The sequence below is a fragment of the Rufibacter glacialis genome (assembly GCF_008271745.1).
Lineage (GTDB): Bacteria > Bacteroidota > Bacteroidia > Cytophagales > Hymenobacteraceae > Nibribacter > Nibribacter glacialis.
This window is the reverse complement of record NZ_VKKZ01000022.1, coordinates 527947-554512: the sequence shown is the minus strand read 5'-3', so window position 1 is coordinate 554512 and position 26566 is coordinate 527947. Positions and strand designations below refer to the sequence as shown.

At 51.4% G+C, this 26566-nt stretch carries 24 protein-coding genes; 15 read left to right on the top strand and 9 right to left on the bottom strand.

What is annotated here, in order from left to right; all coding sequences use genetic code 11:
• Window positions 1-197: 197 nt before the first annotated feature.
• From FOE74_RS16015 to FOE74_RS16005, 3 genes are all read right to left on the bottom strand, one after another.
• Complete coding sequence (locus FOE74_RS16015; protein ID WP_149099621.1) at window positions 198-662, bottom strand: DUF7684 family protein; 465 nt, start codon at window positions 660-662, stop codon at window positions 198-200.
• 88 nt (window positions 663-750) lie between these two features.
• Window positions 751-1188: a hypothetical protein gene (locus FOE74_RS16010; RefSeq protein WP_149099620.1), complete on the bottom strand. Its 438-nt coding sequence runs from the start codon at window positions 1186-1188 to the stop codon at window positions 751-753.
• Between the two features lie 171 nt (window positions 1189-1359).
• The gene (locus FOE74_RS16005; RefSeq protein WP_225840850.1) at window positions 1360-2817 is read right to left on the bottom strand and encodes a tyrosine-type recombinase/integrase; all 1458 of its coding nucleotides are present in this window, start codon (window positions 2815-2817) and stop codon (window positions 1360-1362) included.
• 105 nt (window positions 2818-2922) lie between these two features.
• On the opposite strand from FOE74_RS16005, the gene FOE74_RS16000 reads away from it, so the two are divergent.
• The gene (locus tag FOE74_RS16000; protein WP_149099619.1) at window positions 2923-3300 is read left to right on the top strand and encodes a hypothetical protein; all 378 of its coding nucleotides are present in this window, start codon (window positions 2923-2925) and stop codon (window positions 3298-3300) included.
• Between the two features lie 294 nt (window positions 3301-3594).
• Here FOE74_RS16000 and FOE74_RS15995 read toward each other — a convergent pair whose 3' ends face one another.
• The 4 genes from FOE74_RS15995 to dnaB all read right to left on the bottom strand — a co-directional run bounded on the left by FOE74_RS15995 (window position 3595) and on the right by dnaB (window position 8518).
• On the bottom strand, window positions 3595-3975 hold the full coding sequence (locus FOE74_RS15995; RefSeq protein WP_149099618.1) for a PH domain-containing protein: 381 nt from the start codon (window positions 3973-3975) through the stop codon (window positions 3595-3597).
• A 152-nt stretch (window positions 3976-4127) separates the two neighbouring features.
• Complete coding sequence (locus FOE74_RS15990; RefSeq protein ID WP_188686849.1) at window positions 4128-5912, bottom strand: S41 family peptidase; 1785 nt, start codon at window positions 5910-5912, stop codon at window positions 4128-4130.
• A gap of 274 nt (window positions 5913-6186) precedes the next feature.
• A complete protein-coding gene (locus FOE74_RS15985; RefSeq protein ID WP_149099616.1) occupies window positions 6187-6636 on the bottom strand; it encodes a hypothetical protein in 450 nt (149 codons plus the stop codon).
• A 313-nt stretch (window positions 6637-6949) separates the two neighbouring features.
• Complete coding sequence (dnaB, locus tag FOE74_RS15980) at window positions 6950-8518, bottom strand: replicative DNA helicase (RefSeq protein WP_372427683.1); 1569 nt, start codon at window positions 8516-8518, stop codon at window positions 6950-6952.
• Window positions 8519-8983: 465 nt separating this feature from the next.
• Between dnaB and FOE74_RS15975 the strand changes: the two genes are divergently transcribed.
• Both FOE74_RS15975 and FOE74_RS15970 read left to right on the top strand, forming a co-directional pair.
• A complete protein-coding gene (locus FOE74_RS15975) occupies window positions 8984-10366 on the top strand; it encodes a UDP-N-acetylmuramate--L-alanine ligase (protein ID WP_149099614.1) in 1383 nt (460 codons plus the stop codon).
• 10 nt (window positions 10367-10376) lie between these two features.
• Window positions 10377-11198 (top strand): 3'-5' exonuclease, encoded by an 822-nt coding sequence (locus tag FOE74_RS15970; RefSeq protein ID WP_149099613.1) that lies wholly within the window; start codon window positions 10377-10379, stop codon window positions 11196-11198.
• Between the two features lie 582 nt (window positions 11199-11780).
• On the opposite strand, the gene FOE74_RS15965 is transcribed toward FOE74_RS15970, so the two are convergent.
• On the bottom strand, window positions 11781-12575 hold the full coding sequence (locus FOE74_RS15965; RefSeq protein ID WP_308422719.1) for a M48 family metallopeptidase: 795 nt from the start codon (window positions 12573-12575) through the stop codon (window positions 11781-11783).
• 546 nt (window positions 12576-13121) lie between these two features.
• On the opposite strand from FOE74_RS15965, the gene FOE74_RS15960 reads away from it, so the two are divergent.
• The 12 genes from FOE74_RS15960 to FOE74_RS15905 all read left to right on the top strand — a co-directional run bounded on the left by FOE74_RS15960 (window position 13122) and on the right by FOE74_RS15905 (window position 25973).
• Complete coding sequence (locus FOE74_RS15960) at window positions 13122-13733, top strand: fumarylacetoacetate hydrolase family protein (RefSeq protein ID WP_149099612.1); 612 nt, start codon at window positions 13122-13124, stop codon at window positions 13731-13733.
• Window positions 13720-15636: a M23 family metallopeptidase gene (locus tag FOE74_RS15955; RefSeq protein ID WP_149099611.1), complete on the top strand. Its 1917-nt coding sequence runs from the start codon at window positions 13720-13722 to the stop codon at window positions 15634-15636. The genes FOE74_RS15960 and FOE74_RS15955 overlap by 14 nt, the downstream gene beginning before the upstream one ends.
• A gap of 199 nt (window positions 15637-15835) precedes the next feature.
• On the top strand, window positions 15836-16282 hold the full coding sequence (bcp, locus tag FOE74_RS15950) for a thioredoxin-dependent thiol peroxidase (protein ID WP_149099610.1): 447 nt from the start codon (window positions 15836-15838) through the stop codon (window positions 16280-16282).
• A gap of 155 nt (window positions 16283-16437) precedes the next feature.
• Complete coding sequence (locus FOE74_RS15945) at window positions 16438-17295, top strand: transketolase (RefSeq protein WP_149099609.1); 858 nt, start codon at window positions 16438-16440, stop codon at window positions 17293-17295.
• A gap of 138 nt (window positions 17296-17433) precedes the next feature.
• A complete protein-coding gene (locus FOE74_RS15940) occupies window positions 17434-18735 on the top strand; it encodes a vWA domain-containing protein (protein WP_225840848.1) in 1302 nt (433 codons plus the stop codon).
• Between the two features lies 1 nt (window position 18736).
• Entirely contained in the window at window positions 18737-19690 is a 954-nt protein-coding gene (locus FOE74_RS15935) for a transketolase family protein (RefSeq protein WP_149099607.1), read from the top strand.
• Window positions 19691-20269: 579 nt separating this feature from the next.
• Window positions 20270-20809, top strand: a complete 540-nt coding sequence (locus FOE74_RS15930) for an RNA polymerase sigma factor (protein WP_149099606.1) — start codon at window positions 20270-20272, stop codon at window positions 20807-20809.
• A gap of 32 nt (window positions 20810-20841) precedes the next feature.
• A complete protein-coding gene (locus tag FOE74_RS15925; protein ID WP_149099605.1) occupies window positions 20842-21285 on the top strand; it encodes a hypothetical protein in 444 nt (147 codons plus the stop codon).
• A 10-nt stretch (window positions 21286-21295) separates the two neighbouring features.
• The gene (locus FOE74_RS15920; protein ID WP_149099604.1) at window positions 21296-21751 is read left to right on the top strand and encodes a Spy/CpxP family protein refolding chaperone; all 456 of its coding nucleotides are present in this window, start codon (window positions 21296-21298) and stop codon (window positions 21749-21751) included.
• Between the two features lie 400 nt (window positions 21752-22151).
• Window positions 22152-23345, top strand: coding sequence for an aspartate aminotransferase family protein (locus FOE74_RS15915; RefSeq protein ID WP_149099603.1), 1194 nt, complete (start codon window positions 22152-22154; stop codon window positions 23343-23345).
• Window positions 23346-23499: 154 nt separating this feature from the next.
• Window positions 23500-25257, top strand: a complete 1758-nt coding sequence (locus tag FOE74_RS15910; RefSeq protein WP_149099602.1) for an SLC13 family permease — start codon at window positions 23500-23502, stop codon at window positions 25255-25257.
• Window positions 25258-25352: 95 nt separating this feature from the next.
• Window positions 25353-25973 carry a hypothetical protein gene (locus FOE74_RS15905; RefSeq protein ID WP_149099601.1) on the top strand — a complete coding sequence of 207 codons (621 nt, stop codon included), beginning with the start codon at window positions 25353-25355 and terminating at the stop codon, window positions 25971-25973.
• Window positions 25974-25987: 14 nt separating this feature from the next.
• Here FOE74_RS15905 and FOE74_RS15900 read toward each other — a convergent pair whose 3' ends face one another.
• The gene (locus tag FOE74_RS15900; protein WP_149099600.1) at window positions 25988-26419 is read right to left on the bottom strand and encodes a tellurite resistance TerB family protein; all 432 of its coding nucleotides are present in this window, start codon (window positions 26417-26419) and stop codon (window positions 25988-25990) included.
• Window positions 26420-26566: the final 147 nt, after the last annotated feature.

Here is a 26566-nt window from a genome sequence, read left to right as displayed (position 1 = left end):
CTTGTTTAGCAAAAAGCATAAAGTACCCAAGCCCAAAAAATAATATTAACAAGGTGGAAGCAAGAGTAAATAGATAGGCTTTTTTATCCATTAACCATTTGATTTTATATTTTAATTAATGCCAACGCCTTGGCTAAACGGCGGCAGAAGGCCGTCGGCCGATGCTGGCGTTTAGCTGTTGTTACGCGGCGTTTTTCTTATTCTTTATCTGACTCTTCTGTTTTTATTTTCTCTAGGCACGCTTTTAATCTTTGGTTTTCTTGTCCGTCCGTCATGTCAAGGATTACAACGTCCTTGATATTGAATTCTTCAGAATCGGCGGCGAACAGGGCAAACCAGATGCCGTCCTCAAAGTCGTTGTGCCAAGTAGTTATGATTGAGTGACTTGGTAGATAAGCTTCTTCAATTTCTGCATACCTATAACCAATTTCCTCGTCCGCTAAATCATGTACTAATTCTGCTTGACTTCCCATTGTGCAAATATAGCCGACGTCTTTGGCTATGATTTTTGTAATCACCTCGCCGATGTACCTTCTGGGCTTATCATTTACCACAAGGATACAGAGCCAATCTTTGTTTGGAAGTTGGTCTAACCAGTTCTTTTCTGTACTGTATCCGACTAGCTTTACTTTTCGGTTATTTATGACTTCTTCCAAATTCATTATTTAAATGCCGCGTAACGTCTAGTATAAACGACGGCGGAGGCCGTCGGCCGATGCTGACGTTTATACCTTGTTATAGGGCGTTTTTCTACCCTTCTACAGAATATTGTATTGGCTTTCTTCCCTCCAATTCAATAACGATACTTGAAAAACCATCTTCAAGGTTCAGGATATCGAAACTCCATTCTGATTTTCTAGAATCTATTTCTTTTGGTAATGTAATAGATTCTATTTGGTAATATTTCAACAGCTTAGCTTCAGGCAGTACTTTTTTTGTGTGGACTAAGAATTCTACTGTGGCTTTCCAAATTTCAGTGAATCCGTTGGTAATCATCTTGTAGGTTTCCCGCTGCGCTTCTGTGGACACTGTGTCAACTGATTCAATGTAAAGGGCAACAGGTTTGGAAAAACCTTCCAGTTTGATGTCCTTATCAAGGAAGTAGCTGTTCGTGTGTTTGTCGAATGATGCTCCCATGTCACCAAAGAACGGCTCCTTTATCTGTTGATGTTTAAATAGGTTTATCAAATTTTATATTCTTTAAATGCCCTATAACTATTGGATATAAGACAACTTACGCTTATCTGCACTATGTACTAAACTCCTGCTGGCTCCTTTTGAGATAGTATGTTTTTTTCTGGCAGGGTGCATAAGTTGTTGGAACAAGATCATATATGTGTTAGCTAATGTAACAGTTTGCTAGAGATTATCTAAGGGGCTAATTATTTTATCCAGGGCATGGGTGGTGATGTGGGTATAGATCTCGGTGGTTTTGCTAGAACGGTGCCCGAGCAGCACCTGGATGTACCTTAAATCCGTTCCTTGTTCAAGTAAATGCGTGGCAAAAGAGTGGCGGAGCGTATGAGGGGTGGCGGGTGCTTGTACTCCGGCCTTTTCTTTGCATGCATTGAAGAGGTGGCGAATGCTTTCAACCGTGTATTGTCCGCCTGTTTGGCCTTCAAAGAGCCATACCTTAGGTTTATATTGTTTGTAGTAAGCACGTAGGTTTTCCAATAACTTCTGTGACAGCAGGGTAGTGCGGTCTTTCTTGCCCTTGCCACCACGAATCAAGAGAAGGTTCCGCTTTGATTGCACATCAGTCAATTTTAGATTGATCACTTCACCTATGCGTAGCCCTCCAGAATAGAGCAGTTGCAGAATGCACCGGTGCTTCAGGTTCTCGGCCACCGACAAGATTTTCAAAACATCCTGTTTGCTTAGAACCTGGGGTAGCCGTTCTGGCTTCTCGGGCCGCTCTACCAGATTCAGCTGCACTTCGTGGCGCAGCAGCACCCGGTGGTAATAAAACTTGACGGCGTTGATGCTTTGATTTACAAACGAAACTGAATAGGTGCCCGCCTGTACCATACTTCGGTGGTAGTGGTTGATTTCCTCCTCTGAGAAAGCGTGGATTCTTTTTAATCCCTTGCCTCTAAAAGAATTCAGAAAGCGCAGCAAAAGGCTATGATAGGTGCGAATGGTGCTAAGGCTGTAGTTCAGGAGAAGCAGCTTTTCCAGGTACGGCAGCGGACAAGAGATATAGCCATCGCCTTTCAGGTAGCATTGCTCCCAAAGTTTAAGCTGCAGCTGCATATCCTTTACCTGTATGGTCTGAGAAAGCCATACCTGGGCTTCCGTTTCTACCTCTGAAAGTAAGGCAATCATACTGTCGCTATCACTTCTTATCACGAAGCACTGCATTTCCGGTAGCCAACTAGCCACTTTGCTCTTCTTGAGACAAGCATAGAGGTCTTTGTTATACTGGTAGCTGAGTTGTACATAGGCCTTTCCCTGGTATTCCAGGGGTTGCAGGCGCAGCACAGGCCGGGCTGGTACTTTTTCTAAAGGCTGCGTTAGCCTGGCACCTTCCTGTTGGAGCATCACAGTTCCTTGGGCCGGACGCAGCCGCTTAGCTCTAGATAAATAGCTGGTGTTGACCTTGGCCAGTCCCTGAAAGTGCTGATGCGTCATTTCAATGGCTTGTCTGGTGTGGTGCATCACAAAACACCTGTAGGTTTTGCTATACTTGATCCAGCTGGCTTCTTTCAAGCCCTTGGAAACGGATGGGTTGGGTTTGTGCCAGATACGGATAATACCTTTGCCGGCATGTTCCAGCGGGTTAAGGTACAGGACAGGAAATTGGGTAAGATAAGGCATAGCAAATGAGGAAGTTACTTACCCCAAGGTATAACCTTCTCTTCCCAAAGCCGTGTTATTACCCGGGTATATCCGTTTGTACATGGGTAATAAAACAGGTAATCAATGGCACAGGTGAAGTCATGCCAACAGTGCGGCACCGGGATTGTTGGTAGAAGCGATAAGCGCTTCTGCTCAGACCAATGTAGGTATCAATCAAACAATACCGCTAAAAGGCAAAACCAGGAAGAAAAACGCATTCAGCAGGTAAACACGGCCCTCCGGAAGAACAGAAGTATCCTTAGGCAACTCAGCCCTAAAGGAAAAACTACCATCCCCCGGCAGTACCTGGAGCTGGCAGGCTTCGATTTCCGCTACCTCACCCAGTTCTACCGGACCCACCGCGGCAACACCTACCACTTATGCTATGATTATGGTTACCTGCTGCTGCCGGAGGAAAAGGTGCTGATCGTGAACTGGCAACCCTACATGGAAGCAACCTGATACTTCTCTGGTACTCCAGAAGTTTCTAAAAACCTTCTCCCTGGTTAGGTCAAATATCCTGGGTGTTTTCCCTGGCTCCAGCATCTTACCAAATAAACTACCGGTACCCAACGTCTTCCTCCTCTCCTTCAGCCCTACTCCCGGGTGGCAAGGCAGGGCAATCAGGCCGTACAGGCATAGGACCATACACTTAAAAAAACCACGAGGCCACCGCATCTTCCTTGGCACATATGGTCTATTTGGTCCTTAGGCCAATTGATTGGGTTTTAGGTGCCTTTTGGCTAAATCACCTACTTACCGTAAAACATGCAGCGCCAGGATCTTCTGCACCTCGTACACATTCACAGATTTGTTGAATTTCTTCTGGATACTGGGTTCTGGTTCACTGGAGATCCAGATTTTCAGTTCGGCGTCCAGTTCAAAGGTACCCGCCGTCTCCACGCTGAACCGGGAGATGCTTTTGTAGGAGATGGAAATGTACTCTACCTTGTTTCCGGTGATGCCCTGCACCTCAATCAGAATAAGCCGCTTAGACGTGAAGATGAAGGTGTCTCTGATCAGTTTGAACCCCAATTCAATCTCCTCCCCCTCGGCCAGCAGTTTTCCGTAGTCTTTAAGTAAATCTGCCTGGCTCACGGCTCCGGCGTTGCCAAGTAGTGCTGAAAAGAATCCCATAGGTGTTGTGGGTGTTAAGTTGTGCTTCTGATGGTACTTCCTCTCTAATTTTGCGTGAGCAGAAAAGAGGATGTTCTTTTCTGCTCCTCTCTGGGGTTCAAAATGAACTTCTGAAACGGGTTCTGGGGAAACCACCTTCCAGACTTAGGCCTTTACTTCTTGGCTTCTGGCTTGGGCGCCTCTTCTCTTATGATTTCCAGGGCTTTGAGCAACTGGTCATCTTTTTTAGCTAGGGTATTCTTTAAGGTAGGCTTCACCGTGAGGTCCACCTTTACCCCCGTGCGCTGGGTGGGCCTTTGGTTTGGGTAGAAGATGGCGTTGCCTGAGAATTCCATGACGTAGTTGCCAGGCAGGTTCAGGCGTTTGAGGTCCCCATCGGCCCCGGCCGTTTGCTCGCCCAGGGTGATGCTGTTGGGGAACATGTGCTGCAGGTTCATGGTGAGCCATTCTCCCACGCCCTGGGTGGCGCCGTTGACCAGGATCACTACCTTGCCGTCATAGGCGTAGCCTTCCGGGGTAACGGTGGTGGGGTAATAGACCTCGGGCTGGGTGAGCAACTTATAGGTACCCACGGTCCCGGCGTTCATGAGGTAGTACCGGGCAAAATAACTGTTTCCCCGGCCAAACTTCCGGAACACATCCAGAAATACGAAGTCGCTGTTGTCTGGCTCGCCGCGCATGTCAAAGATGATGCCTTTGCCTTTCACGGCAATCCTAAAAAGGGAATCCATGATAACGGCTTCCCGCTCTTCTGAGGCGTTCTCAATGTAGCGGTTGGTGTCATGGGCCTTGAAGCGGTAGATGTCTTTAGACACCATTTCCAGCCCCACTCTCTTTTTGCCCGGCGCCTGCTTTTTCTTGAAATAGCCATCAATCAGTTTGGCCTTGGCGGGATCAGTGGGGTCCATGAGCCGCAAGGTGGTCTGAAGCGTATCCTGGCCCCGTTGCAGGTGCACTTTCATGACGGCATCTTCTGACCGGAACAGGAAATTATCGCCGTACTCCCCTACCCGGTGCCAAAGGGCCTGCTGGTTGGATACCGAAAGCACCGCGCCCAATGCCTTCACCCATTCCGTAAGGGCAATGTCATCCAAAGAACCCAGTACGTCCCCTACCTTGATGTTAGACCTTCTGCAGAGGGCGGGGTCAATGATGCCGGTGACCAGGATCTTCTCTTCCACCACCTGGTAATCAAAGGGCGGGTAGTAGCTGTTCTTGAAAATCTTGTCTTTGTGGTGCAACTGCCGGAAGAAGGAATACCCTTGGGTGTCATTCAATTTGGCGTTGAGCGTGAGCAACAGGCGCTCATACTCCTGGCGCGACGGGCATTGGGCAAACAGAGGAATAGCCTGGGCAATGGCCGTCTCCCAACTCTCATCCATCAGGTACTTGTAGGGGAACAGGTAATCAATGGCGGCTTTCATCTTGGCCAAGGCCAGCATGCGCATGGGGTACGGCAGGTTCTCCTTTTCAGGGAAAACGTATTTGGGCTCATTGGGCAGGGTACCACCGTAAGGGTTGTTTCTGATGGTGACGTACTGGTGGGGCTCGGCGGTATAGCGGCGCTGAAAGATATTCTCCAGTTGCTTGCGGTTGTTGCTGTTCAGGAACTTGGATCTGGTGTACCAGTGGTCGTTGAGGTTCTGCACCAACAGCGTCCCCTTCGGGTGGTCCCGCACCTTGTCCACCTTCGCCAGGGGCGAAGGACCCACCTCCTTCAGCAACGCCTGGTACACGCTATTCGCCTGCTTCTGGGTTTGGGCAGAATCTACCAGGGGCAGGTAGCGCAGGAAAAGCGAATCAGCGGATACTTTGCCCGTAGCCAGCGCTGGGTGCTGGTACTTGAGTAGGCCCCAGATATGATAGAAGTTTAGGTGCTTGTCGGTGTCAAGGGTGTTTTGCCCGAAGGCATGCCCCCAGGCAAGCAAGGCAACCACAAGCAACCAAGGCGCTTTTCGGGAAGCCCAAAAGGCAAAAACAGGGCGCTGATTTGAATGGTAGCGGTTCATCATAAGGCAAACTGGTTTCCTGCCACGTGAAAGCAGGTCTTTAATAACATTGGTCTGAAAATTCCCGAGTCCTCAAAAAATGGGGGTGCAGCTTTGGGCCTACCCTGAAGGAATTCTCCCTGGAAGCCTGTCTCTCCTTTTTTACCCGTTTAAAGGCCCTTTTCTCAAAAACGATCAATTAACGGGGCTAGTATTCTTACGGTTATTCCACCACAAGAACGCCTCTTCCGGCCAGGGAATCAGTGAAGTGCAGGTCATCCAAGTCAAGGAACTCCAGGGTTCTGCGCTGGTTGTTTTTCAGGAAGAGGGTCACTTTGGGTGCCTCGTCGTCGGCATGCATTTTTTTCTGGGCCTTCACGATCTGCTTGACGTGGATCTCATCTGCCCCTGCGCCTTTGAGGCCCCGCGAGAAACCCACATACACCCAGAACAACACAATGGCAGCGCACCCGGCGGTAAAAGCCAGTTGTACCAGCTCTTGGGTAAGCAGGTAGGTTTTATAGTGTTTTTGCCCTTGCAGGGCGAAAAAGATACCCCAGCAGACGGCGGCAAGGAGGTGGAGCAGCTTCACATACCTGGCTTGATTTCCACTGATGAGGATCCGGTCTCCTTCTAACCGCAGGATGCCCCTTTTTAACTGAAACGTATTCATTGTTTGTACCTATGCCAACACTATCCACGAACTTACCACAACTGGCGCAGAAACGGAAATACGACCGGGAGCCAGCCCCCTCCTATACGGGATTTCCTTCTGATTAGGCTTTTCCGCCCGCGCCTTTTGGTGCTGTTTTTTCTTTTTAGCCCTAAAACAGGCCAACGCCTTTCATCTGTGAGAGAACCTTGGCCAGGAAGGCCTCCCTTCGCTTGCAGGGCAGACAACAGCCGCCACTTCCACAGCTCCTAAAAGGAAAGGCCACTCCTTTCTATTGGAATGGCCTTTCAGGTTGTATTTTGAAAAATCTGGCTTAAAACGGAGGGGCGTCATCAAAAGAGGAAGGTGGCAGACCGCCGTCATTCATCTTACTTCCCATTCTGATGGAGTTAGGCGAACCGCCCCCAGAAGGACCCTCAAAATCAGAAGTAGGGAAACCGCCACCGCCGCCGCCGTCAAAACCGCCGCCGCCGCCAAAGCCGTCTTCCAGGTTCCCGAATTTGGTGAACTTACCAATAAACTTGAGGTGCACGCTGCCTACTTCGCCGTTCCGGTGCTTGGCTATGATGACCTCACCTACACCCAGGGTAGGATTCCCCATCTCGTCTTCGGTGATGCCGTAGTACTCTGGGCGGTACAGGAACACCACCATGTCGGCATCCTGCTCAATAGAACCAGATTCACGTAAATCGGAAAGCATGGGTTTTTTGTCGCCCCCGCGGGTTTCCACGGCCCGGCTCAACTGCGAAAGCGCGATCACCGGCACGTTCAATTCCTTGGCCAGCTGCTTCAGCGCCCGCGAGATAGACGCGATCTCCTGCTCTCGGTTACCGCCGCCTTTGCCGTCGGTGTTTCCGCTCATGAGTTGCAGGTAGTCAATAATGATCATCTGAATGTCATGCTGCGCTTTAAGACGGCGGCATTTGGTACGGAGTTCCCGAATGGAAAGGCCCGGAGTATCGTCAATGAAAATAGGGGCCTGACTCAGGCGCGAGATCTTGTGGTTCAGCTGCGCCCACTCATAATCTGCCAGGTTGCCTTTCTTGATCTTCTCCCCTTCCAGCTCGGCCTCCGCGGAGATAAGACGATTCACCAACTGGATAGACGACATCTCCAGCGAGAAGATCGCTACGCCTTTGCCAAAATCCACGGCCGCGTTCCGCATGGCGGAAACCACGAACGCCGTCTTTCCCATGGCCGGACGAGCCGCCAGGATTACTAAGTCAGAAGGCTGCCAACCCGACGTCACGCGGTCCAGGGCAGTGAAGCCACTCGGCACCCCGGTCAACCCTTCTTTCTGGCTTTTCTTGGCTTCCAGTTCCTTGATGGCTTTGTGCATCAAAGACTGCATGTCATCAAAGTTCTTCCGAATGTTGGATTCACTTACCTCAAACAACTTGGCCTCAGTAGAGTCCAGCAGGTCAAATACATCGGTGGTGTCTTCGTAGGCACGGCCCAATACCTCAGAGGAAATACTGATGAGGTCGCGCTTGATGGCGGCCTCCGTGATGATACGGGCGTGAAACTCAATGTTGGCCGCCGAGTTGATACGGGTAGTCAGCTGCGTGACGTAGAAGGCACCGCCTACTACCTCCAGCTCGCCCTGCTCCCGCAGTTCCTGGGTAACCGTTAAAATATCAATAGGCTCTGATTTGTCAAACAAAGCCAGAATCGCTTTGAAAATGCGCTGGTGCGCGTCTTTGTAAAAGCTTTGGGGCTTCAACAAGTCAATTACCGCGGTGAGGGCGTCCTTCTCCAACATGAGCGCACCCAACACCGCCTCTTCCAGCTCCAACGCCTGCGGCGGAAGCTTTCCCATTCCTGGAGATACGGTCTGCTTGGGAGTCCAGGCAGCCTTACCTCGCGTCGCTTTCAATTTCATCTCCTCCATAGAAGCAAATGTAAGCAAGTTCGCGCCTCAGGTAATCCACAAAATCGGCCTACATATCCACACTTGCCCAGGAAAGGACGGGCTTCTTTCTTATCTCCCTGATTCTCTTCCGTTCCGGGAAAACCAGCCAATCTTCAGAAAAAAATATTTCCTGAGTTGAAAGGCGGGTTTGAAAAAAAATGAGCCTTGCCTGGCAAGGTACCTTCCCTCTGATCCAGCCGGTTAGTCTTTCACCTTGGCGCTGGCTACCGCTCACCTTTTAAGGCCCGTTTTGTCAAATTCACCCCAAAAACAAGAGGCAACCTTTGGTTTGGAAGATTCTTTTAATTGCCGGTGCGGAGGGAGGTGAGGGCTGTAATCCACAAATTTTGTCTGAGATATCCACAAATCCGTTTCCCTCCTACGTGGGGTGCGTGTGCTAAAATTACTACATTTGCTCTCTTTGAAAGAGACTACATGAGTAAAGAGGCGTATCAACACATACACATGATTGCCATTGGGGGGAGCATCATGCACAACCTGGCCCTGGCATTGCACCGGAAAGGCTTGAAAGTCACCGGTTCTGATGATGAGATCTTTGAACCCGCCCGGGGCCGTCTGCTAGCCGATGGCTTGTTGCCCCAGGAAGAAGGCTGGTTCCCGGAAAAACTCCATTCCCGGCCAGACGCGGTTATTGTGGGCATGCACGCCCGCCCAGACAACCCCGAGCTGCTCTACGCGCAGGAACACCAGATTCCCATCTTCTCTTTCCCGGAGTTCATCTACGAGCAATCAAAGCACAAGCAGCGCATTGTAATTGCGGGCAGCCACGGCAAAACGTCTATCACCTCCATCATCCTGCACGTGCTCAAATACCACAACCGCCTGTTTGACTATGCGGTGGGAGCGCAATTGGAAGGCTTTGACCTGATGGTGAAACTCACCGAGGAAGCGCCCATCATTGTGATTGAAGGCGATGAGTACCTGTCCTCCCCTATCCAACGGGTACCCAAGATCCATAAATACCACCACCACATTGGCGTGATCAGCGGCATCAGCTGGGACCACATCAACGTGTTCCCCACGGAGGAGAACTACCGCGAGCAGTTCCGCATTTTCGTGGACATGACGCCCAAGGCTGGTACTCTCATCTACAACCAGGATGATGAGCAGGTGCAGGAAGTGTGCGTGCCCAACAACTCAGACGTGAATTATATTGGGTATACCATTCACGAGCACAAAATCAAAAAGAGCGGCAAAACCGTGCTCAAAACCAAAAAGGACGATGTAGAGATCCAACTGTTTGGGGAGCACAACCTGCGCAACATCAGTGCGGCCAAAGAGGTCTGCAAGCAGATCGGCATCAAAGGCCAGGCCTTTTATGAGGCTTTGGCTACCTTCAAAGGTGCTGCCCGCCGCCTGGAAAAAATAGGCGAGAACGAGCACACGCTGGTGTACAAAGATTTTGCTCATGCGCCCTCTAAACTGAAAGCCACCTCTGAGGCCCTGAAAAAGCAGTACCCTGAACGTCAATTGATCGCCTGCCTGGAGTTGCATACCTTCAGTAGCCTGAACAAAGACTTCCTGCCCCAGTACAACGGCACGTTCCTGTCGCCAGACGTCAAGATCGTGTACTTCAACCCCAAGACCCTGGAGCACAAGCGCATGCCACCGCTGGACCCTAAAGACCTGAAGGCAGCCTTCGGTGATGATTCCATTGAAGTGTACACTGATAACCAGGCCTTGCAGGACTATCTGCTCCGCAACAACTGGAAAGACAAAAACCTGCTCATGATGACCTCCGGCAACTTCGGGAACCTGGACCTTCAGCAGTTGGCCAATACCATTACCGCTTCTTAACCCCAGGTCTATGAAATTACATCTGCGCAAACCCATCGTCTTCTTTGACCTGGAAACCACGGGAGTGGACATCTGCCGCGACCGGATCGTGGAAATCAGCATGCTTAAGGTGATGCCCAATGGCGAGGAAATCCTCAAGACCACCCGCGTCAACCCCACCATCCCCATTCCCATTGAATCCAGCATGATCCACAAGATCTATGACGATGACGTGGCCGACTGCCCCACCTTCGCTAAGCTGGCCCGGTCACTGGATGAGTTTCTGCGTGGCTGTGACCTGGGAGGGTTCAACCTGATCAAGTTTGACATTCCCCTGCTGGCCGAGGAGTTCCTGCGTGTAGACATTGACTTCGATATTGAGAACCGCGCCATTGTGGATGTATGCCGCATTTTCCACCAGATGGAGCAGCGCACCTTATCCGCCGCCTACAAGTTCTATTGCCAAAAGCCCCTGGAAAACGCCCACTCCGCCGAGGCTGACACCATTGCGACCTACGAGATCCTGAAATCACAGGTGGCCTTCTACGAGAACGTTCCTTTGCCGGACGCCGAGGACCAAGCTATTTTCCCGGTGCAGAATGACATGCAGGCCCTGCACAAATTCACCTTCCAGAAAACCGCTGATCTTTCGGGTCGCATTGTTTACAACAGCAACGGCGTGGAGGTCTTCAATTTCGGTAAGCACAAAAACGTTTCGGTAGAAGATGTGCTCAAGAAAGAACCCAGCTACTATGACTGGATGATGAAAGGCGATTTCCCACTGTACACCAAGAAAGTACTGACCCGCATCAAATTACGGGGCGCCTTGCAGCAAACCACCCTAAAGTTCTAAGCCTCCTTTTCTGCCCTGTTTTCAGGAAAACAGATTAAAAACCGAAGCCTCTTTCTACGGAAGGAGGCTTCGGTTTTTAGTTGGCCTGTGGAACAGCGATTACATGCAGAACCGGAATGGGCAACCACAATGGATTGCCCCTACCTTAAAAACCATCTGTAGAGACCAGGCACTGCCTTGTCTCCACGGTTCCCTGAGGCCACTACCGTTCCAATTCGTTTAGAGCCCCATTTTCCTAAAATAACCTTCATTATAGGATTGAATTGGCATGTATCACATTAAGGCAAGCACAATAAATCACCCCTTCCTGTTAAGTTTCCGTGGAGGTAAATGGATCTGATGACGTGGAGACAAGGCAGTGCCTGGTCTCTACAGATGGTTTTTACCTCTGTTTTTACAAAAAAGCCCTAAAACAGAACGGCCTCCTTCAGGTGAGGGAGGCCGTTCTGTTCAAATGATCCATCATCGTACTACGTGATACGCGAAACGTGCTACGTACTACTATCTCGCTTTGTCAGATTTCAGCAGGAGCGCCATCAAGACGGCCCCGAATACAAACCATTTGGTGCTGGTTTTCATGGCTTACCGGGCGTTGTAGTATTTTTTCGCTTCGGGCAGGTGCTTCTTGATATCCGCGATCCGGGTCTCGTTGGAAGGGTGGGTGCTTAGGAATTCTGGTGGTGACTGTCCGTTGCTGGCCGCCGCCATCCGCTCCCAGAAAGGAATGGCCGCCTCTGGGTTGTACCCGGCCATGGCCATGAAGATCAAACCTAAACGGTCAGCCTCAGACTCCTGCGTACGCCCGAATTTCATTAAGCCAACCCCAGCGCCAATACCATAGGCGGTATTGATGACCTGAGAAGAGGCACCGCCCCCCAAGGAACCCAAGGTAGCCCCGCCAAACTCGGCGGCTAATTGCTGACTGATGCGCTCATTGGAGTGCTTGGCAATAGCGTGGGCAATCTCATGGCCCATCACCACGGCTAAACCCGTCTCATTCTGCGTAATAGGCAATAAACCGGTGTAGACGGCTGTTTTACCACCGGCCATGGCAAATGCGTTCTGCTGTTTGTCGTCTTGAATGAGGTTAAACTCCCATTGGTAGCCTGCCAACTGGTCTGAGGCGCCTTGCTGGCGCATAAAGCTTTCCACGGCTTGCTGTATGCGTTGCCCCACCCGTTTCACCATGGCGGTCTGGGTGGCATTGGTGGACAGTTTGCTTTGTTTCATCAGGTCATTGTAGGCCTGGAACGACATCTGGATCACCTCCTGATCCCCCACCAACGACAATTGCCGGCGACCGGTGATGGGAACGGTGGTACACCCTACCATTAGCAACACGGCCAAGGTGAGGAGTGAGTTTCTGAACATGCTCATTTTCATAGATAGGTTAAATAGTACTAAAATCAGGCTCCCGCCAGGCACTCCCCGGTGTATAGGAACTTTGCCATATACGGGGAAAAGAAGACAAAGTGTTGGTCTCTTTTAAATCCGGGCGCAAATCTATCTTTTTCCTCTATTCAATTCCATGCCAATTTTATTTAAGCACAGGTGACGATGAAGGGAAAGGAAGGAGTTGAACCTGTTTAAGTAAAGGCAAAACATAAGCCCCTAGCCCTTGCTGCGTGTTCTCACCAGCAAGCGGAAAGGTGCCTGCGTCAGAATAGTTGGTGATAATTTCAACAAGGAATGAGGAGATGGTCAATTCTTCTGCTTTACCAAACCGCTTCTAAGTCTTTTTCCGCCTCGTATTCTAAAAAGAAGGGAAATTCCCGCCGGGGAAGAAAAGAGCGCCACCGAATGGGTAGGTACAAGAGCACCTTTCATTTAGCTTTCACCTGAGCAGTAGTGTTTTTTAGTTCAAGTCTTTGGCCCAGGCTTGAGGTGGCAGGCAGAAAGCCCTATCTTTGAAAACAAAAAGTCATGAAGATACTTGCCATAGGCCGCAACTACGCAGAACACATTGCCGAGCTGAAAAACGAGGTACCCGATGAGCCCGTTATTTTCTTCAAGCCAGACACGGCCGTTCTCCGCAACAATGAGCCTTTCTACTTCCCAGACTACAGCACCGACATCCACTATGAGGTAGAACTGGTGTTGCGCATCAGCAAAGAAGGCAAGAACATCCAACCTAAATTCGCAGCCAAGTACTTTGATGGCATTGGCATAGGCATTGATTTCACCGCCCGTGACCTTCAGACCAAAGCCAAAACCAAAGGCTTGCCCTGGACCTTGGCCAAAGGGTTCAACGGCTCTGCCCCTATCTCAGAATTTTTACCGGTAGAAGATTTCCCGGCCTTTGACAACATCAACTTCGGGCTTAAAGTAAACGGAGAGCTGAAGCAGCAGGGCAACTCCGGCATGATGCTTCATGACTTTGGGGCCATTTTGGCGTATATGTCCCGGTTCATCACCCTTAAGAAAGGCGACCTTATTTTCACCGGTACCCCGGCGGGGGTTGGTCCGGTTAAAATAGGTGATAGACTTGAGGCGTTCATTGAAGACAAAAACCTTTTGAATTTTGAAATTAAATAGCGTACGATCCTTACTAGTAGCTTTTCTTCTGGGGAGTGGCGGTTCTGCCCTGGCGCAGGCGCAGCCTACGTCCCCAGCCCCTTTCTCCGCTAATCCCCTGGCGTTTCCCATCAAACCCGGCACCCAAAACTTTCTGTCGGGGAGCATGGGCGAGATCAGGCCCAACCACTTCCACGGCGGCATTGACATTAAGACCGAGGGAAAGATAGGCTTGCCTGTATATTCCGCCGGTGATGGCTATATCTCGCGGGTCAAGGTTTCCAGCTACGGCTACGGGTACCTGATCTACGTGACGCACCCCAACGGACTGGTGACCACCTATGCCCACTTGCACCATTTTGCCCCGGCCTTGGCCGACCACATGCTGGCCCTGCAATACCAGAAGAAATCGTTTGAGGTAGAGGCGTTTTTCAATGAGACGCAGTTTCCGGTGGCCAAAGGCGATGTGATTGCTTTTTCCGGGAACACGGGCGGTTCTGGCGGCCCCCACCTGCACTTTGAGGTACGGGACAGCAAAGACAACCTGCTCAACCCCTTGCGGTATGGCTTTGCCGAGATCGTGGACCAGATACCGCCTATCATCTACAACTTCGCCCTTACGCCCCAGAGCATTGATGCCCGGGTGAAAGGGGAATTCCTGCGCCGCGAGTTTACCCCGGTCAAGCAGGGCAATGTGTACACCTTGGCAGACACTCTCACGGCGGCCGGGCTGCTGGGGCTGGAGGTTCAGGCCATTGACCAGTACAACGGCGCAAATAACAGCAACGGCGTACAAGCCATGGAACTGAAGATCAACGGCGAAACCATTTACCGGCATAACATTGACGCGGTTCCGTTTCACCTGCAACGGCAGGTTTCCTCGCACATCAACTTCCCGGTGTTGAAACTGAACAACCGGGCCTTCCAGCGGCTGTACGTGGCAGATGGCAACACGCTGCCCATTTATGAGATAGACCACAACCGCGGCCGGTTCCGGATTGAGGAAGGCAAAGTGTATGAAGTGGTGGCCGACCTTTCTGATTCTTACAAGAACGTGAGTCAATTGCGCTTCTTCCTGAAAGGGGAAAGTAGCGCTTACCAGGTGTTGGGTACCCCTGCCGTCACCAAACCAAAGATTGGCCATGAGATCATGGACAGCTTCCTGAAAATCACCGTGGCCGACACCGCCAGGAAAGCCCCCAACCTGGACCTGTACATGGGCAATTACAAATACGCCGTTATCCCTTCCTACACCACCAAGGCCGGTTCTGTGTACCTCTACAACCTGATTGGGGGCCTACCTGACTCTGCGGAGGTAAAAGGGACGCGCGTCCGGTTCCCGTTCAACCACCTGGTGCCCCCTAACACGGAATTCCTGTACTCTAACCGCTTCATGGACATCACCTTCGGGAAGAATTCGTTGTATGACACGCTCATCCTGCAAACCAACCGTGATGCCCAGGATGTGTTCACCATCAACAACCCTTTAACCACGCTCTTCCAACCGGCCAAAGTCACCATCAGGCCTGCCAAGCTGCCCGTAGACAAAAGCAAAGCCGCGGTGTACGCCCTAGGCTGGGGCAAAGGCGCTGGTTTCCTGGGAGGTACCTGGAACGGAGACGCGATCACGTTCAGCGTGAAAGACCTGGGCAAGTTCAAGGTCTTGACAGACACGGTGCCCCCCACCATCAAATTGATCAGCAAATCACCCAACCAGATCAGTTTCAGAATCTGGGACAACCTGTCTGGCATAGCTTCCTGGAATTGTGAGGTAAACGGTCAATGGCTGCTCCTGAAATGGGAGCATAAAACCTCTACCCTTACCTCTGAGAAGTTAGATAAAACTGTACCTTTGGCCGGTGACGTGGTCCTGCGCGTGAAAGACACCATGGGCAACGAAACCGTGTTTACTACAAAGATTTAGTTGTTAGTGAGTAGTGTTTAATTGTTAGTCAATTTTCTGATAAATCATGTTTTATTTTGGAGCCTTTTTAACGAAAACACCCTAGAAACCAAGTGGTTAATCAGGAAAGAACCTCCTAAACCTGAAGACAAGAAACCACCTACTAACAACAAATCACTAATCACCAACAACTAATCCCTAACAACCAACCATAAAAACAATGCTACAGATAGGCGACGCAGCTCCAGATTTTGAGGTGAAAGACCAGAATGGCCAGCCGGTGAAACTGAGTGATTTCAAGGGAAAGAAAGTGGTGCTCTACTTCTATCCCAAAGATGACACGCCCGGCTGCACCGCCCAGGCCTGCAACCTGCGCGACAACCATGAGGCCCTGCTGGCCAAAGGCTACGTGGTATTGGGCGTGAGCGTAGATGACGAGAAATCGCACCAGAAATTCATCCAGAAGTTTGACCTCCCCTTCCCGCTGCTAGCCGACACGGAGCATGAGATCGTGGAGAAATACGGCGTTTGGCAGGAGAAAAACATGTACGGCCGCAAGTACATGGGCACCATGCGCTACACCTTTATAATAGATGAGGAAGGCCAGATTGAAGACATCATCACCAAAGTAGACACCAAGAACCACACCGCTCAATTGCTTAAATAAGTAGCATTACGCAGCCATTGGTTTTTTCCAATACTTAGGGTAAACTGCCTTTTCTGTTTAAGACCCATTATTAAGGAAACGGCCTTTAAACAGGAAGTCATTTTACTAATTCACTTTTTCAAATTTTAACATCGTCCAAACTACACATCAACTATATGAACCCATTCAACTACGACACGGAACAACTCCTGAATGTGGCGCACCAGGTACGCCGTGATATTGTGCGCATGGTGCACGCTGTAAACTCTGGTCACCCGGGCGGTTCCCTGGGCTGTACGGAGTTCCTGGTTTCGCTGTATTTCAAGCAAATGACGCACAAGCCGGAGTTTGACATGAACGGCGTGGGCGAAGACCTTTTCTTTTTGTCTAACGGGCACATCTCCCCGGTTTGGTACAGCACGCTGGCCCGCGCCGGTTATTTTGACCCCAAAGAACTGGCTACCTTCCGGAAGCTGAACTCACGTTTGCAGGGCCACCCGGCCACCGAGGAAAACCTGCCGGGCATCCGGATCGCCTCTGGTTCCCTGGGCCAGGGTCCGTCAGTAGCCATTGGGGCGGCCCAGGTGAAAAAATTGAACGGCGATGACAAGCTGGTCTACGTGCTCACCGGTGACGGAGAGCTGGAAGAAGGCCAGGTTTGGGAAGCCGCCATGTACGCCGCCCACCACAAGGTAGACAACTTCATCTGGACGGTAGACTACAACGGCCAACAGATTGACGGACCGGTAGATGCGGTGATGAGCCTGGGTAACCTGCGCGCCAAATTTGAGGCCTTCGGCTGGAAAGTATTGGGCTGCGAGAACGGCAATGATTTTGCCCAACTGCTGCCCGTGCTAGACGAAGCCAAAGCCTTGTCCGGCCAGGGCCAACCTATCTGTATCCTGATGAATACCCAAATGGGCTTCGGGGTTGACTTCATGATGGGCTCCCATAAATGGCACGGTGTGGCACCAAACGATGCCCAATTACAGGAGGCCTTGTTGCAGCTCAAAGAAACCCTCAACGATTACTAATATTAGAGTGGGTGGCGCCTGCGCTGCCCACTTCTATTCTTCTTCGGCATGAAGCAATTGCGCACCGTTTGTCTATGGCTGGTTTTCCTCCTGTTAGGGAGTGTTACCGTGCCTGCGGCTGCGCAAAACAAAGAGCCCGTGCCCAAGAAGACCCGCTTGCTGTTCCTGCTGGATGCCTCCGGTTCCATGATGGCCAAATGGGAAACCAGCCAGCGCTGGGACGTGGCCAAAACCATGCTGGCCCGCATGGCCGATTCCCTGGATTCCTACGCGAACCTGGAGATCGCCCTGCGGGTGTATGGTCACCAGTCGGCCGCCAATTTGAAGAACTGCAAAGACACCAAGCTGGAAGTTCCGTTTGCGGCGCACAATGCAGGGCAGATCAAGAAACGGCTGCAGCAGATCACGCCGAAGGGTAACACGCCCATCACGTATTCGCTGGAACAGTCAGCCAATGATTTTCCGCAGGACCCCAACGCCCGGAACGTGATCATCATCATCACTGATGGGTTGGAGAGTTGCGGCGGTGACCCTTGCGCCACCTCCTTGGCCTTGCAGAAAAAGCGGGTGTTCCTGAAACCGTTCATCATTGGCCTGGGCGATGATCCCGGCTACGCGCAGCAGTTTGGGTGCATGGGGCAGTACTACAACGCCTCAGACATCAAGACCTTTAGGCAGGTGATGGACAACGTGATCAGCATCGCGCTCAAGAAAACGACCGTATCCGTGGAACTCACCGATGAAGCCGGTAAACCCGTGGAGACGAACGTGAACATGACTTTTTTGAACAACGTGACCGGAATACCCGAGTACAACTTTGTCCATTACCTGGATGCGGCAGGCAAACCAGACAAGCTGGAGATTGACGCCTTGCTGACCTATGACCTGGTGGTGAACACGGTGCCCGCGGTAGAACTACGCGGCCTCAACATCAAACCAGGCCAGCACAACGTCTTCCGGGTGAAGGCGCCTCAGGGTTACCTCTACCTACGGCAGGATGCACCTACCACCTATGGCACGGTCACGGCTTTGGTCAGGCAGAAAGGCAGCCCTCAGCTTCTGCAGACCCAGCGGTTCCCCAGCCAGCACAAATACCTGGCAGGCACCTACGAGGTAGAGTTGCTGACCCTGCCGCGCATCAGGCAAACGGTGACCATCAAGCAGGGCCAGGCCACCACCATCACCTTTCCGCCGCCAGGGGCCTTGAACATCACGCAAGACCTCAAAGGCTACGGCAGTCTGTACCTCTTGCACCAGGACGGAAGCCAGGAATGGCTCTGGAACCTACCAGAAGGCAGCAGTAAAATAAGTTTACCTTTACAACCTGGCCGCTACCGGGTGGTGTACCGCATAAAAACCGCCAAAGGCAGCCAATTCACAGACGTGAAGAATTTCAGTATTCACTCCAATTTGACCACTACGATAAAACTTTATAACTAACATGAAGGATTTCCCATACTCAGAATCTAAAGATACCCGCTCCGGTTTCGGGGCTGGCCTGTTGGAACTAGGCCGTACCAACCCTAATGTGGTGGCGCTGTGCGCCGATTTAGTAGGCTCCCTGAAAATGGGGGATTTTATCAAGGAGTTTCCGGAGCGTTTCTTCCAGGTAGGTATTGCCGAGGCCAACATGATTGGTCTGGCGGCCGGTATGACCATTGGGGGCAAAATCCCGTTCACCGGTACCTTCGCCAACTTCTCCACGGGCCGCGTGTATGACCAGATCAGGCAGAGCGTGGCCTATTCAAGCAAGAACGTGAAGATCTGCGCCTCCCACGCCGGCCTTACCCTGGGCGAAGACGGAGCCACCCACCAGATTCTGGAAGACATTGGCATGATGAAGATGCTGCCGCACATGACGGTGATCAACCCTTGTGACTTCAACCAGACCAAAGCCGCCACCATCGCCATCGCCGACCATCAAGGTCCGGTGTACCTGCGCTTCGGCCGTCCGGTGGTGCCCAACTTCACTCCTGCTGACCAGAAATTCGAGATCGGCAAAGCCGTGATGCTGAACGAAGGCAAAGACGTGACCATCATAGCCACCGGCCACCTGGTGTGGAAGGCGATTCTGGCGGGCAAGCTGCTGGCCGAGCAAGGCATTGACGCCGAGATCATCAACATCCACACCATCAAACCATTGGACACCGAGGCTATTTTGGCATCAGTGAGCAAGACCCGTTGCGTGGTCACCGCCGAGGAGCACCAGTTCAACGGGGGCTTAGGTGAATCGGTGGCCCGTCTGCTGGCCCAGCAACTGCCCCTGCCGCTGGAATTGGTGGGTGTAGACGATTCCTTCGGTGAAAGCGGTACCCCTGAGCAGCTCATGGAGAAATACGGCTTGAACGAACAAAGCATTGTGGCGGCGGTACAACGCGTGATGGCCCGGAAGTAGTAAATAGTTGCTAGTGATTAGTTGCTTGTGATTAGTTGCTAGTGATTAGGTCTGCAGCTGATCCCGTTTTACAGGCTATTTTTGGAAAACATGCCTTAAACCAGTGAGGTCCTGGAGACCTGACTGGTTTAAGGCATGTCTGCTGCGGGGCTCCCGTCCTGTGGTTCAGGGCCGTTAAGTTCTAAAAATATAGCTGGTTCAAGTTTCTAACTTGGACCTAACATGAGCTGAAGTTTTCAACTTCAGTGAGGCGAAAGCCTCAAACTATGCAAGGATAGTAAGGAACTTCACGCCGGTTTAAGCTTGTAAAGTAGAACTTAACGGCCCTGCGTCCCGTGGCTGGGGATGAACCGCGTCTCAAGATGCGCCGGGAACCACTGGCAGACCAGGTGTATGCCAGGTAAACACACTTCTGCTTCTGTTTCCGGGCTGTTTTGGATAGAACAGCCTAGAAACAGAAGCATTTTATTGCTTACTGCTGTTCCTTTGAGAAAGTAAGCGGGCATTCCCGCCCCTAACACCCAATTACTAACAACTAATTACTAACAACAAGTAACCCACCACGAACCCCACCCTTCCTTGGAAGACAAAGAGATCTTGGAGAAATTCCAGCAGCCTGATTTCCGCAATCTGGCCTTCAACCAACTGGTGCGAAAGTACCAGCAGAAGGTCTATTGGCACGTGCGCAAAATGGTCATTGACCATGATGACGCCGATGACCTGACGCAGGAAGTCTTTGTGAAGGTGTGGTCCCATCTGGAGAATTTCAGGAAAGACTCCCAACTCTACACCTGGATCTATCGCATTGCCACCAATGAGTGCCTCAATTTCCTGAGTGCCAAAAAGAAGCGGTTCTTCCTGCCCATCCATGACGTGGCGGCCGAGCTGGCCGAGAAGCTGGACTCTTCTGACACGCTCTCCGGTGATGAGATTCAGTTAAAACTCCAGAAGGCGCTTCTACGTCTTCCTGACAAGCAACGCCTGGTCTTCAACATGAAATACTTTGATGAGCTAAAATACGAGGAAATCTCTGAGATCCTGGGCACTTCTGTGGGGGCGTTAAAGGCTTCTTACCACATTGCGGTGAAAAAAATTGAGGAATATTTAAAGCAGGATTAAACCCCCACGGCTAAAAGGCATCTAAGAACCAGATGGAAAGGAAAAAGGAGATAGTGATGGAAGATTTCCCAAAAGACCCGGGCTTTAAAGTGCCGGAGCATTATTTTGAGGCCTTGCCCACGCGCATCATGCAACGGACGGCGTATGCGCCGGTGCGGGGCAACTCTGCGGTTTCCTGGTTCTGGCAATTGAGAACGGCCGTAGCCAGTGCCTCTTTGGGCGTGGTCTTTGCGGTGGCTTTTCTGGCCTCGCATTATTTCTCTGCAGACCCCACCAGTGGTGCAGAAATGGCAGACCTTTCCCAAAAGGATATTTACCAGTACCTGACCACCCATGTAGACCTGGAAACCGCTGACCTGGCCGAAGTGCCTGCCGTACGCCCTGGCCAGACCCTGGAGTTTCTGGATGTGCGGAGGTCAGACATAAATGAAGAACAAAAAAGAGAGATGTTGGAAGAAGCGTATGAATACCATTAATATAAAGAGAATGAAGGTTACTCATTTGCTGTTCTTGTTTCTGTTGCTCACCGCCTCTTCGGCTTTTGCCCAAGGACAGAAAAAAGAAACCCCTGAAGAACGCAAGGCCAGGATAGAGAAAATAGAGTCGGCTAAAATCGCTTTCATCACTGACAAGATCAACCTGACCGGTGACCAGGCGCAGCGCTTCTGGCCCCTGTACCAGGAGTATGACCGGCGCAAGAACGAGCTGCGGCAGAAATCCCGTTCTTACCGCGATGAGAGCCTATCCAACCTCACCGATGAACAGATTGAGGCCGGTCTGCAAACCCGACTCAGCATACGGCAGCGGGAACTGGAACTGGACAAAGAGTACATGGACAAATACTTGCGCATCATTACTCCCCGCCAGTTAGCCCTCTTCTACCGTTCTGAGCGTGAATTCACCAAACTGCTCCTGGAACGTCTGCAAACGGCCAAGAAATAAATTTGATATAGAAAAACAACAAGGGAGGCTTAAGCCTCCCTTGTTGTTTTTCCGCCTGTTTTCAGGAAAAGCCCTAGAAGCGATTTGGGCCGTAAAGGGTCTTAATGGGTTGGGCAGGATTTAGTCCTAATTATACGCCTTGAAAGAAGGTAATACAGTTCTGTTCTTCTTTTTCCCTGGCGGAAGTTTTTCCCTCTATTAGGGCAAAGCCTCAAGCCTTTGTTTAATTAACTAGAACATTGGTGTCTTGCCGTATACCAAGGGGTTTTTCTAGCCTAGTTTTAAAAAAACGGCTTATAAACCTACCCCTACCCTTCTTCCCTCCTCTCCCTAGTTGAACCTCCGGGAAAGGCCTAATTTCCTTCTTCGTATCTTTGCCCTGCACCTAACCAAAACCGCTATGCTTTCTCCCCGCCAACTATTTCTGCAACACCAGGCCCAAACCACAGATTTCCCGTTGCTGCTGGAAGTGGAAAAGGCCGAAGGGGTCTTCATGTATGGCCCCAACGGGGAGCGGTATCTGGACCTGATTTCAGGCATCGGTGTGAGTAACGTGGGCCACCGGCACCCCAGGGTGTTACAGGCCATTCATGATCAACTAGACAAATACCTGCATTTGATGGTGTACGGGGAAATAGTGCAGGCCCCGCCGGCTCAACTAGCCCACGCCCTGGCCCAAACCCTGCCGGCCGGGCTTGACAACGTCTATTTCGTTTCCTCGGGTAGTGAGGCCGTGGAAGGGGCGTGTAAGCTGGCCAAGCGGTACACAGGCCGTACGGAGCTCATTGCCTTTGACAAGGCCTACCACGGCTCCACCCAGGGTTCTTTGTCACTGAATGGTTCAGAGAGCTTCAAGCGGGCTTTCCGGCCCCTTTTGCCAGATGTGCGTCATATTCGGCACAACTCCTTTCCTGACCTGGCGCTCATTACCTCCCGTACCGCCGCCGTGATCCTGGAAACGGTACAGGGCGAAGCCGGGGTGCGCATTCCTGCTCCTGGCTACCTGGAGGCCTTGCGCGCGCGCTGTACGCAGGTGGGCGCCCTGCTCATTCTGGATGAGATCCAAAGCGGCTTCGGCCGTACCGGCACCTTCTGGGCTTTTGAGCAGTTCAACGTGGTGCCTGACATTCTCACCTGCGCAAAAGGCATGGGCGGCGGTATGCCTATTGGGGCCTTTATCTCCCGCCAGGAGGTCATGCATTCCCTGAAGAACGATCCTATGCTGGGCCATATCACCACCTTTGGGGGCCACCCGGTTTCCTGCGCTGCCTCTTTGGCAACCTTACGCGTGCTCCAGGAAGAGAACCTACTGGGGCAGGTACCGGCCAAGGCAGAAGCATTTAAAAAACGGCTGGTGCACCCGGCCATCAAGGAAATCAGGCACCTGGGGCTGATGATGGCGGTGGAGTTCAATTCCTTTGAAACGTTAAAGGCCATCATTGACAACGCCATCTTGAAAGGGGTGCTCACGGACTGGTTCCTGTTCTGCGACCACTCCATGCGCATTGCGCCTCCGCTTACCATCACCTTTCCAGAAATAGAAGAGGCGTGTGCCCTTATCATGGCGGCCATCTCTGAGGAAGTGCGTTTTTAAGCGTTTATTGCAAAAAAAGGCTGGAAATATCAATATCTTTTTCTTGAACCTTTTATACCCTGTTGCAGTACAAGACACGAATCAGGAACTTGCCTAGCTTCCTGGCCTTCCTTCGCACAAAAACACTTTCTTCTTTTCAACCTGCGCTTCCCTCATGGAGATTGCCTTAGTTCTCTTTTTACTTTTGGCTGCCGTTGCCCTGTTCGCCTCTGAGAAGCTCTCTGTAGATGTGGTCACGCTCATCCTGCTGATCATCTTAACCAGTTTCCAAATCATTTCTCCGGAAGAGGCGTTTGCGGGTTTCAGCAGTGACTTCATCATCATTCTGGCCTCCATCTTCGTGCTGAGTGCGGCCCTGGAAGATACCGGCATCTTAGACTTCCTGGTGAACTGGCTTATGCGGCACGTGGGGCACCGACCTACCGCCCTGCTCTTTTTCATCATGCTGTTCCCGGGCCTGGTGTCCGCGTTCATGAACAACACTACCGTGACCGCCCTCTTCGTGACCCCCATTGTGGGCGTGGCCAAGAAAATGCGCACCAGTAGCTCTAAATACCTCATGCCTTTGGCCTATGCCTCTATCTTAGGCGGCACCTGTACGCTTATTGGCACCTCTACCAACGTGGCGGTGAGCGGGTACATGAGCAAAGCCGGGTATGAGCCGTTCGGGTTCTTTGAGTTCAGTGGGGTTGGTCTTATTCTTTTTGGAGTAGGCATCACCTACATGATGACCATTGGCCGGCGCATGTTGCCCCAATCCTCGCCCCAGGGGCTTACCACCAAATACAATATCAAGACCTACCTCACAGAGATCATTGTGCAGGAAGACTCCCCCTTGATTGGGCAGGTGGCCTTTGCCTCAGACCTGTCTAAGATGGGCTTCCGTATCCTGAACATCATCCGGAGCAAAGAGAACTTCCTGCCAGATTACCGTACCCGCATCAGAACCAATGACGTGCTGCTGGTAGAGGGCGAAATGGCCGACCTGATCAAAGTGAAGGAAACCAAGGGCATCAAGATCCTGGCCGATGTGATTGTGGAAGATGATCTGGTGGGGGGTGATATCCGGCTCGCAGAGATCCTGATCACCGGAAAATCAGACTTGTTGAAGAACACGATTAAACAGATTGAATTCCTGCGCCGGTTTGGGCTGGTAGTCCTGGCCGTTTCCCGGCAGGGCGAAACCATCAGGACCAAGATCGGGGATGTGCAGCTGCAGCTAGGCGACTTGCTTCTGGTGCAAGGCTCGGCGGAGCGGTTGGAGTATCTGAAAATGAACCAGCACCTGGCGGTGCTGGATGAGTTCAAGCCCATTCTGTTCAAAGAGCGCAAAGGTATTCTTACCCTATCGTTCTTTGTTCTGGCCATCATCCTTGGCAGCGTGGGTCTTTTGCCCCTCTCCATCTGCTTTTTGGGGGCCGCCGTGCTCAGCGTGTTATTCAAATGCATTTCCACAGAACGCGCCTACCAAGTCATTGATTGGCGCCTGCTGATCCTGATTGGGGGTATGACGGCGTTTGGGATGGCCATGGAAAACACCGGCGCCGACAAATTCCTGGCCAATGCCATTGTGGGCCTGCTGGAACCCTTCGGGCTGATTGTGATCCTGGCAGGTTTTGTGCTCCTCACCGTGTTCCTGACGCAACCCATGTCTAATGCCGCCGCTGCGTTGGTGGTGTTGCCGGTGGCGATTCAGACTGCCCTTCAGCTAGATGCCAATCCAAGAACCTTTGCCATTGCCATCATGCTTTCGGCTTCCGTGTCTTTGGTGACTCCCTTTGAACCTTCCTGTATTCTGGTGTATGGGCCGGGCAAGTATACTTTCAAAGACTTCCTTAAGATAGGATCTGGCCTTACCCTGCTCCTGGTGATCATTATCCTGGTATTGGTGCCTATGTTCTGGCCGCTGTAGGTTTCTGGGCTTTTCTGTGATAACCGTAGCTAAAAGGAATTTTAAACAGGCCGCCCGTGGTTCCGTAAAGAGGGAGAGGAACATCTTTTTTGCGTATGAACCGTGTCTTGTGCTCTTGCTTTCTAGTACTTCTGATTAGTTGCCGTCCAGAGAAAGACGCTGACGCCCCAGCCGTTGATCAAACCCTGGGGCAGACCGTAGACTCTGTATCCAATACCCGCATAGACGGAACCGCCACCGCCTCTTCCCCTCCCCTGGACATCAAACAACAGATTCCAGAGTTATTGGAGGCCCACCTCAACCGCACCCATGCCGCATGGAAGTTCCCCACGCTCACCGAGTTTGACGTGCAGCGGGTGCCCCAGGAAGAACAGGGGCCTTATTTCATAGAAGCAGATTTCAACGGGGATACCCGTCTGGACTACGCCATTCAGGTGGTGGAACGGGATTCAGCCTATGTGTATGTGTTTCTGAGGGATAAAGAGAATGGCTTTCAGGAATACCTGCTGGAGCAGGATCAGCTTTATGACATTGATGCCCAGAAACGAAGCATCAGGTACCTAACCCTGGCAGAAAAAGCGCATCAATACCATGACTATGGCACCCGCAAAACCATTTCCATACCGCATGACGGGGTTTCTGTGGGAGCAGAGAACTATACCGCCACCTATGTCTGGGACAACGGGAAATTCAAGAAATACGAGACAGGCGACTAAAGAAGGAAAAGAAATTACTGCAACTCCAGGAAATCAATGGCTTCCTGTTTGATCTCCTGGCGGGTGAGGCCATCTTTCACGCCCGTGGTAATCTTCTTGACCAACACCCCCACCACAGCTTTCCGGAAACCCATTTTCATGGCCAGGTCAATGCAGAAATCCATCTCACTGTCGTCTACAATGCCATCGGCGAGCATCATCTCCACCAGGTCATAGATCTGGTCAAACCGGTCCAGGTCATTGTTGGGCATGGTGGGTTTCACGCTTCCGCTGTCGGCCAGCAGGGCGCGCACATCCTGTGGGCGCAGGCCTTTGCGTTCCCCAATGGAAATGATATGTTCCATTTCCGCCGCATCAATGTGTCCATCAATTTTAGCCAAAGCCCCTAAATTCACAATGTGGCTTTTAAGCCGTTTTGTTTCTTCACTCTCAAAAATTGAAAACATAGAGTCAGGTAATGATTGGTATGATGATTTCTAAGGCTGCAGGGTTAGTCTCTGCGCAAAAAGTGCGCAACCGGAATTATGCCAATTTATCTACGGACTTTTGAAAAAAACGCTGCACCATTTCAAGAAAAGTATTTTTATTTTTCC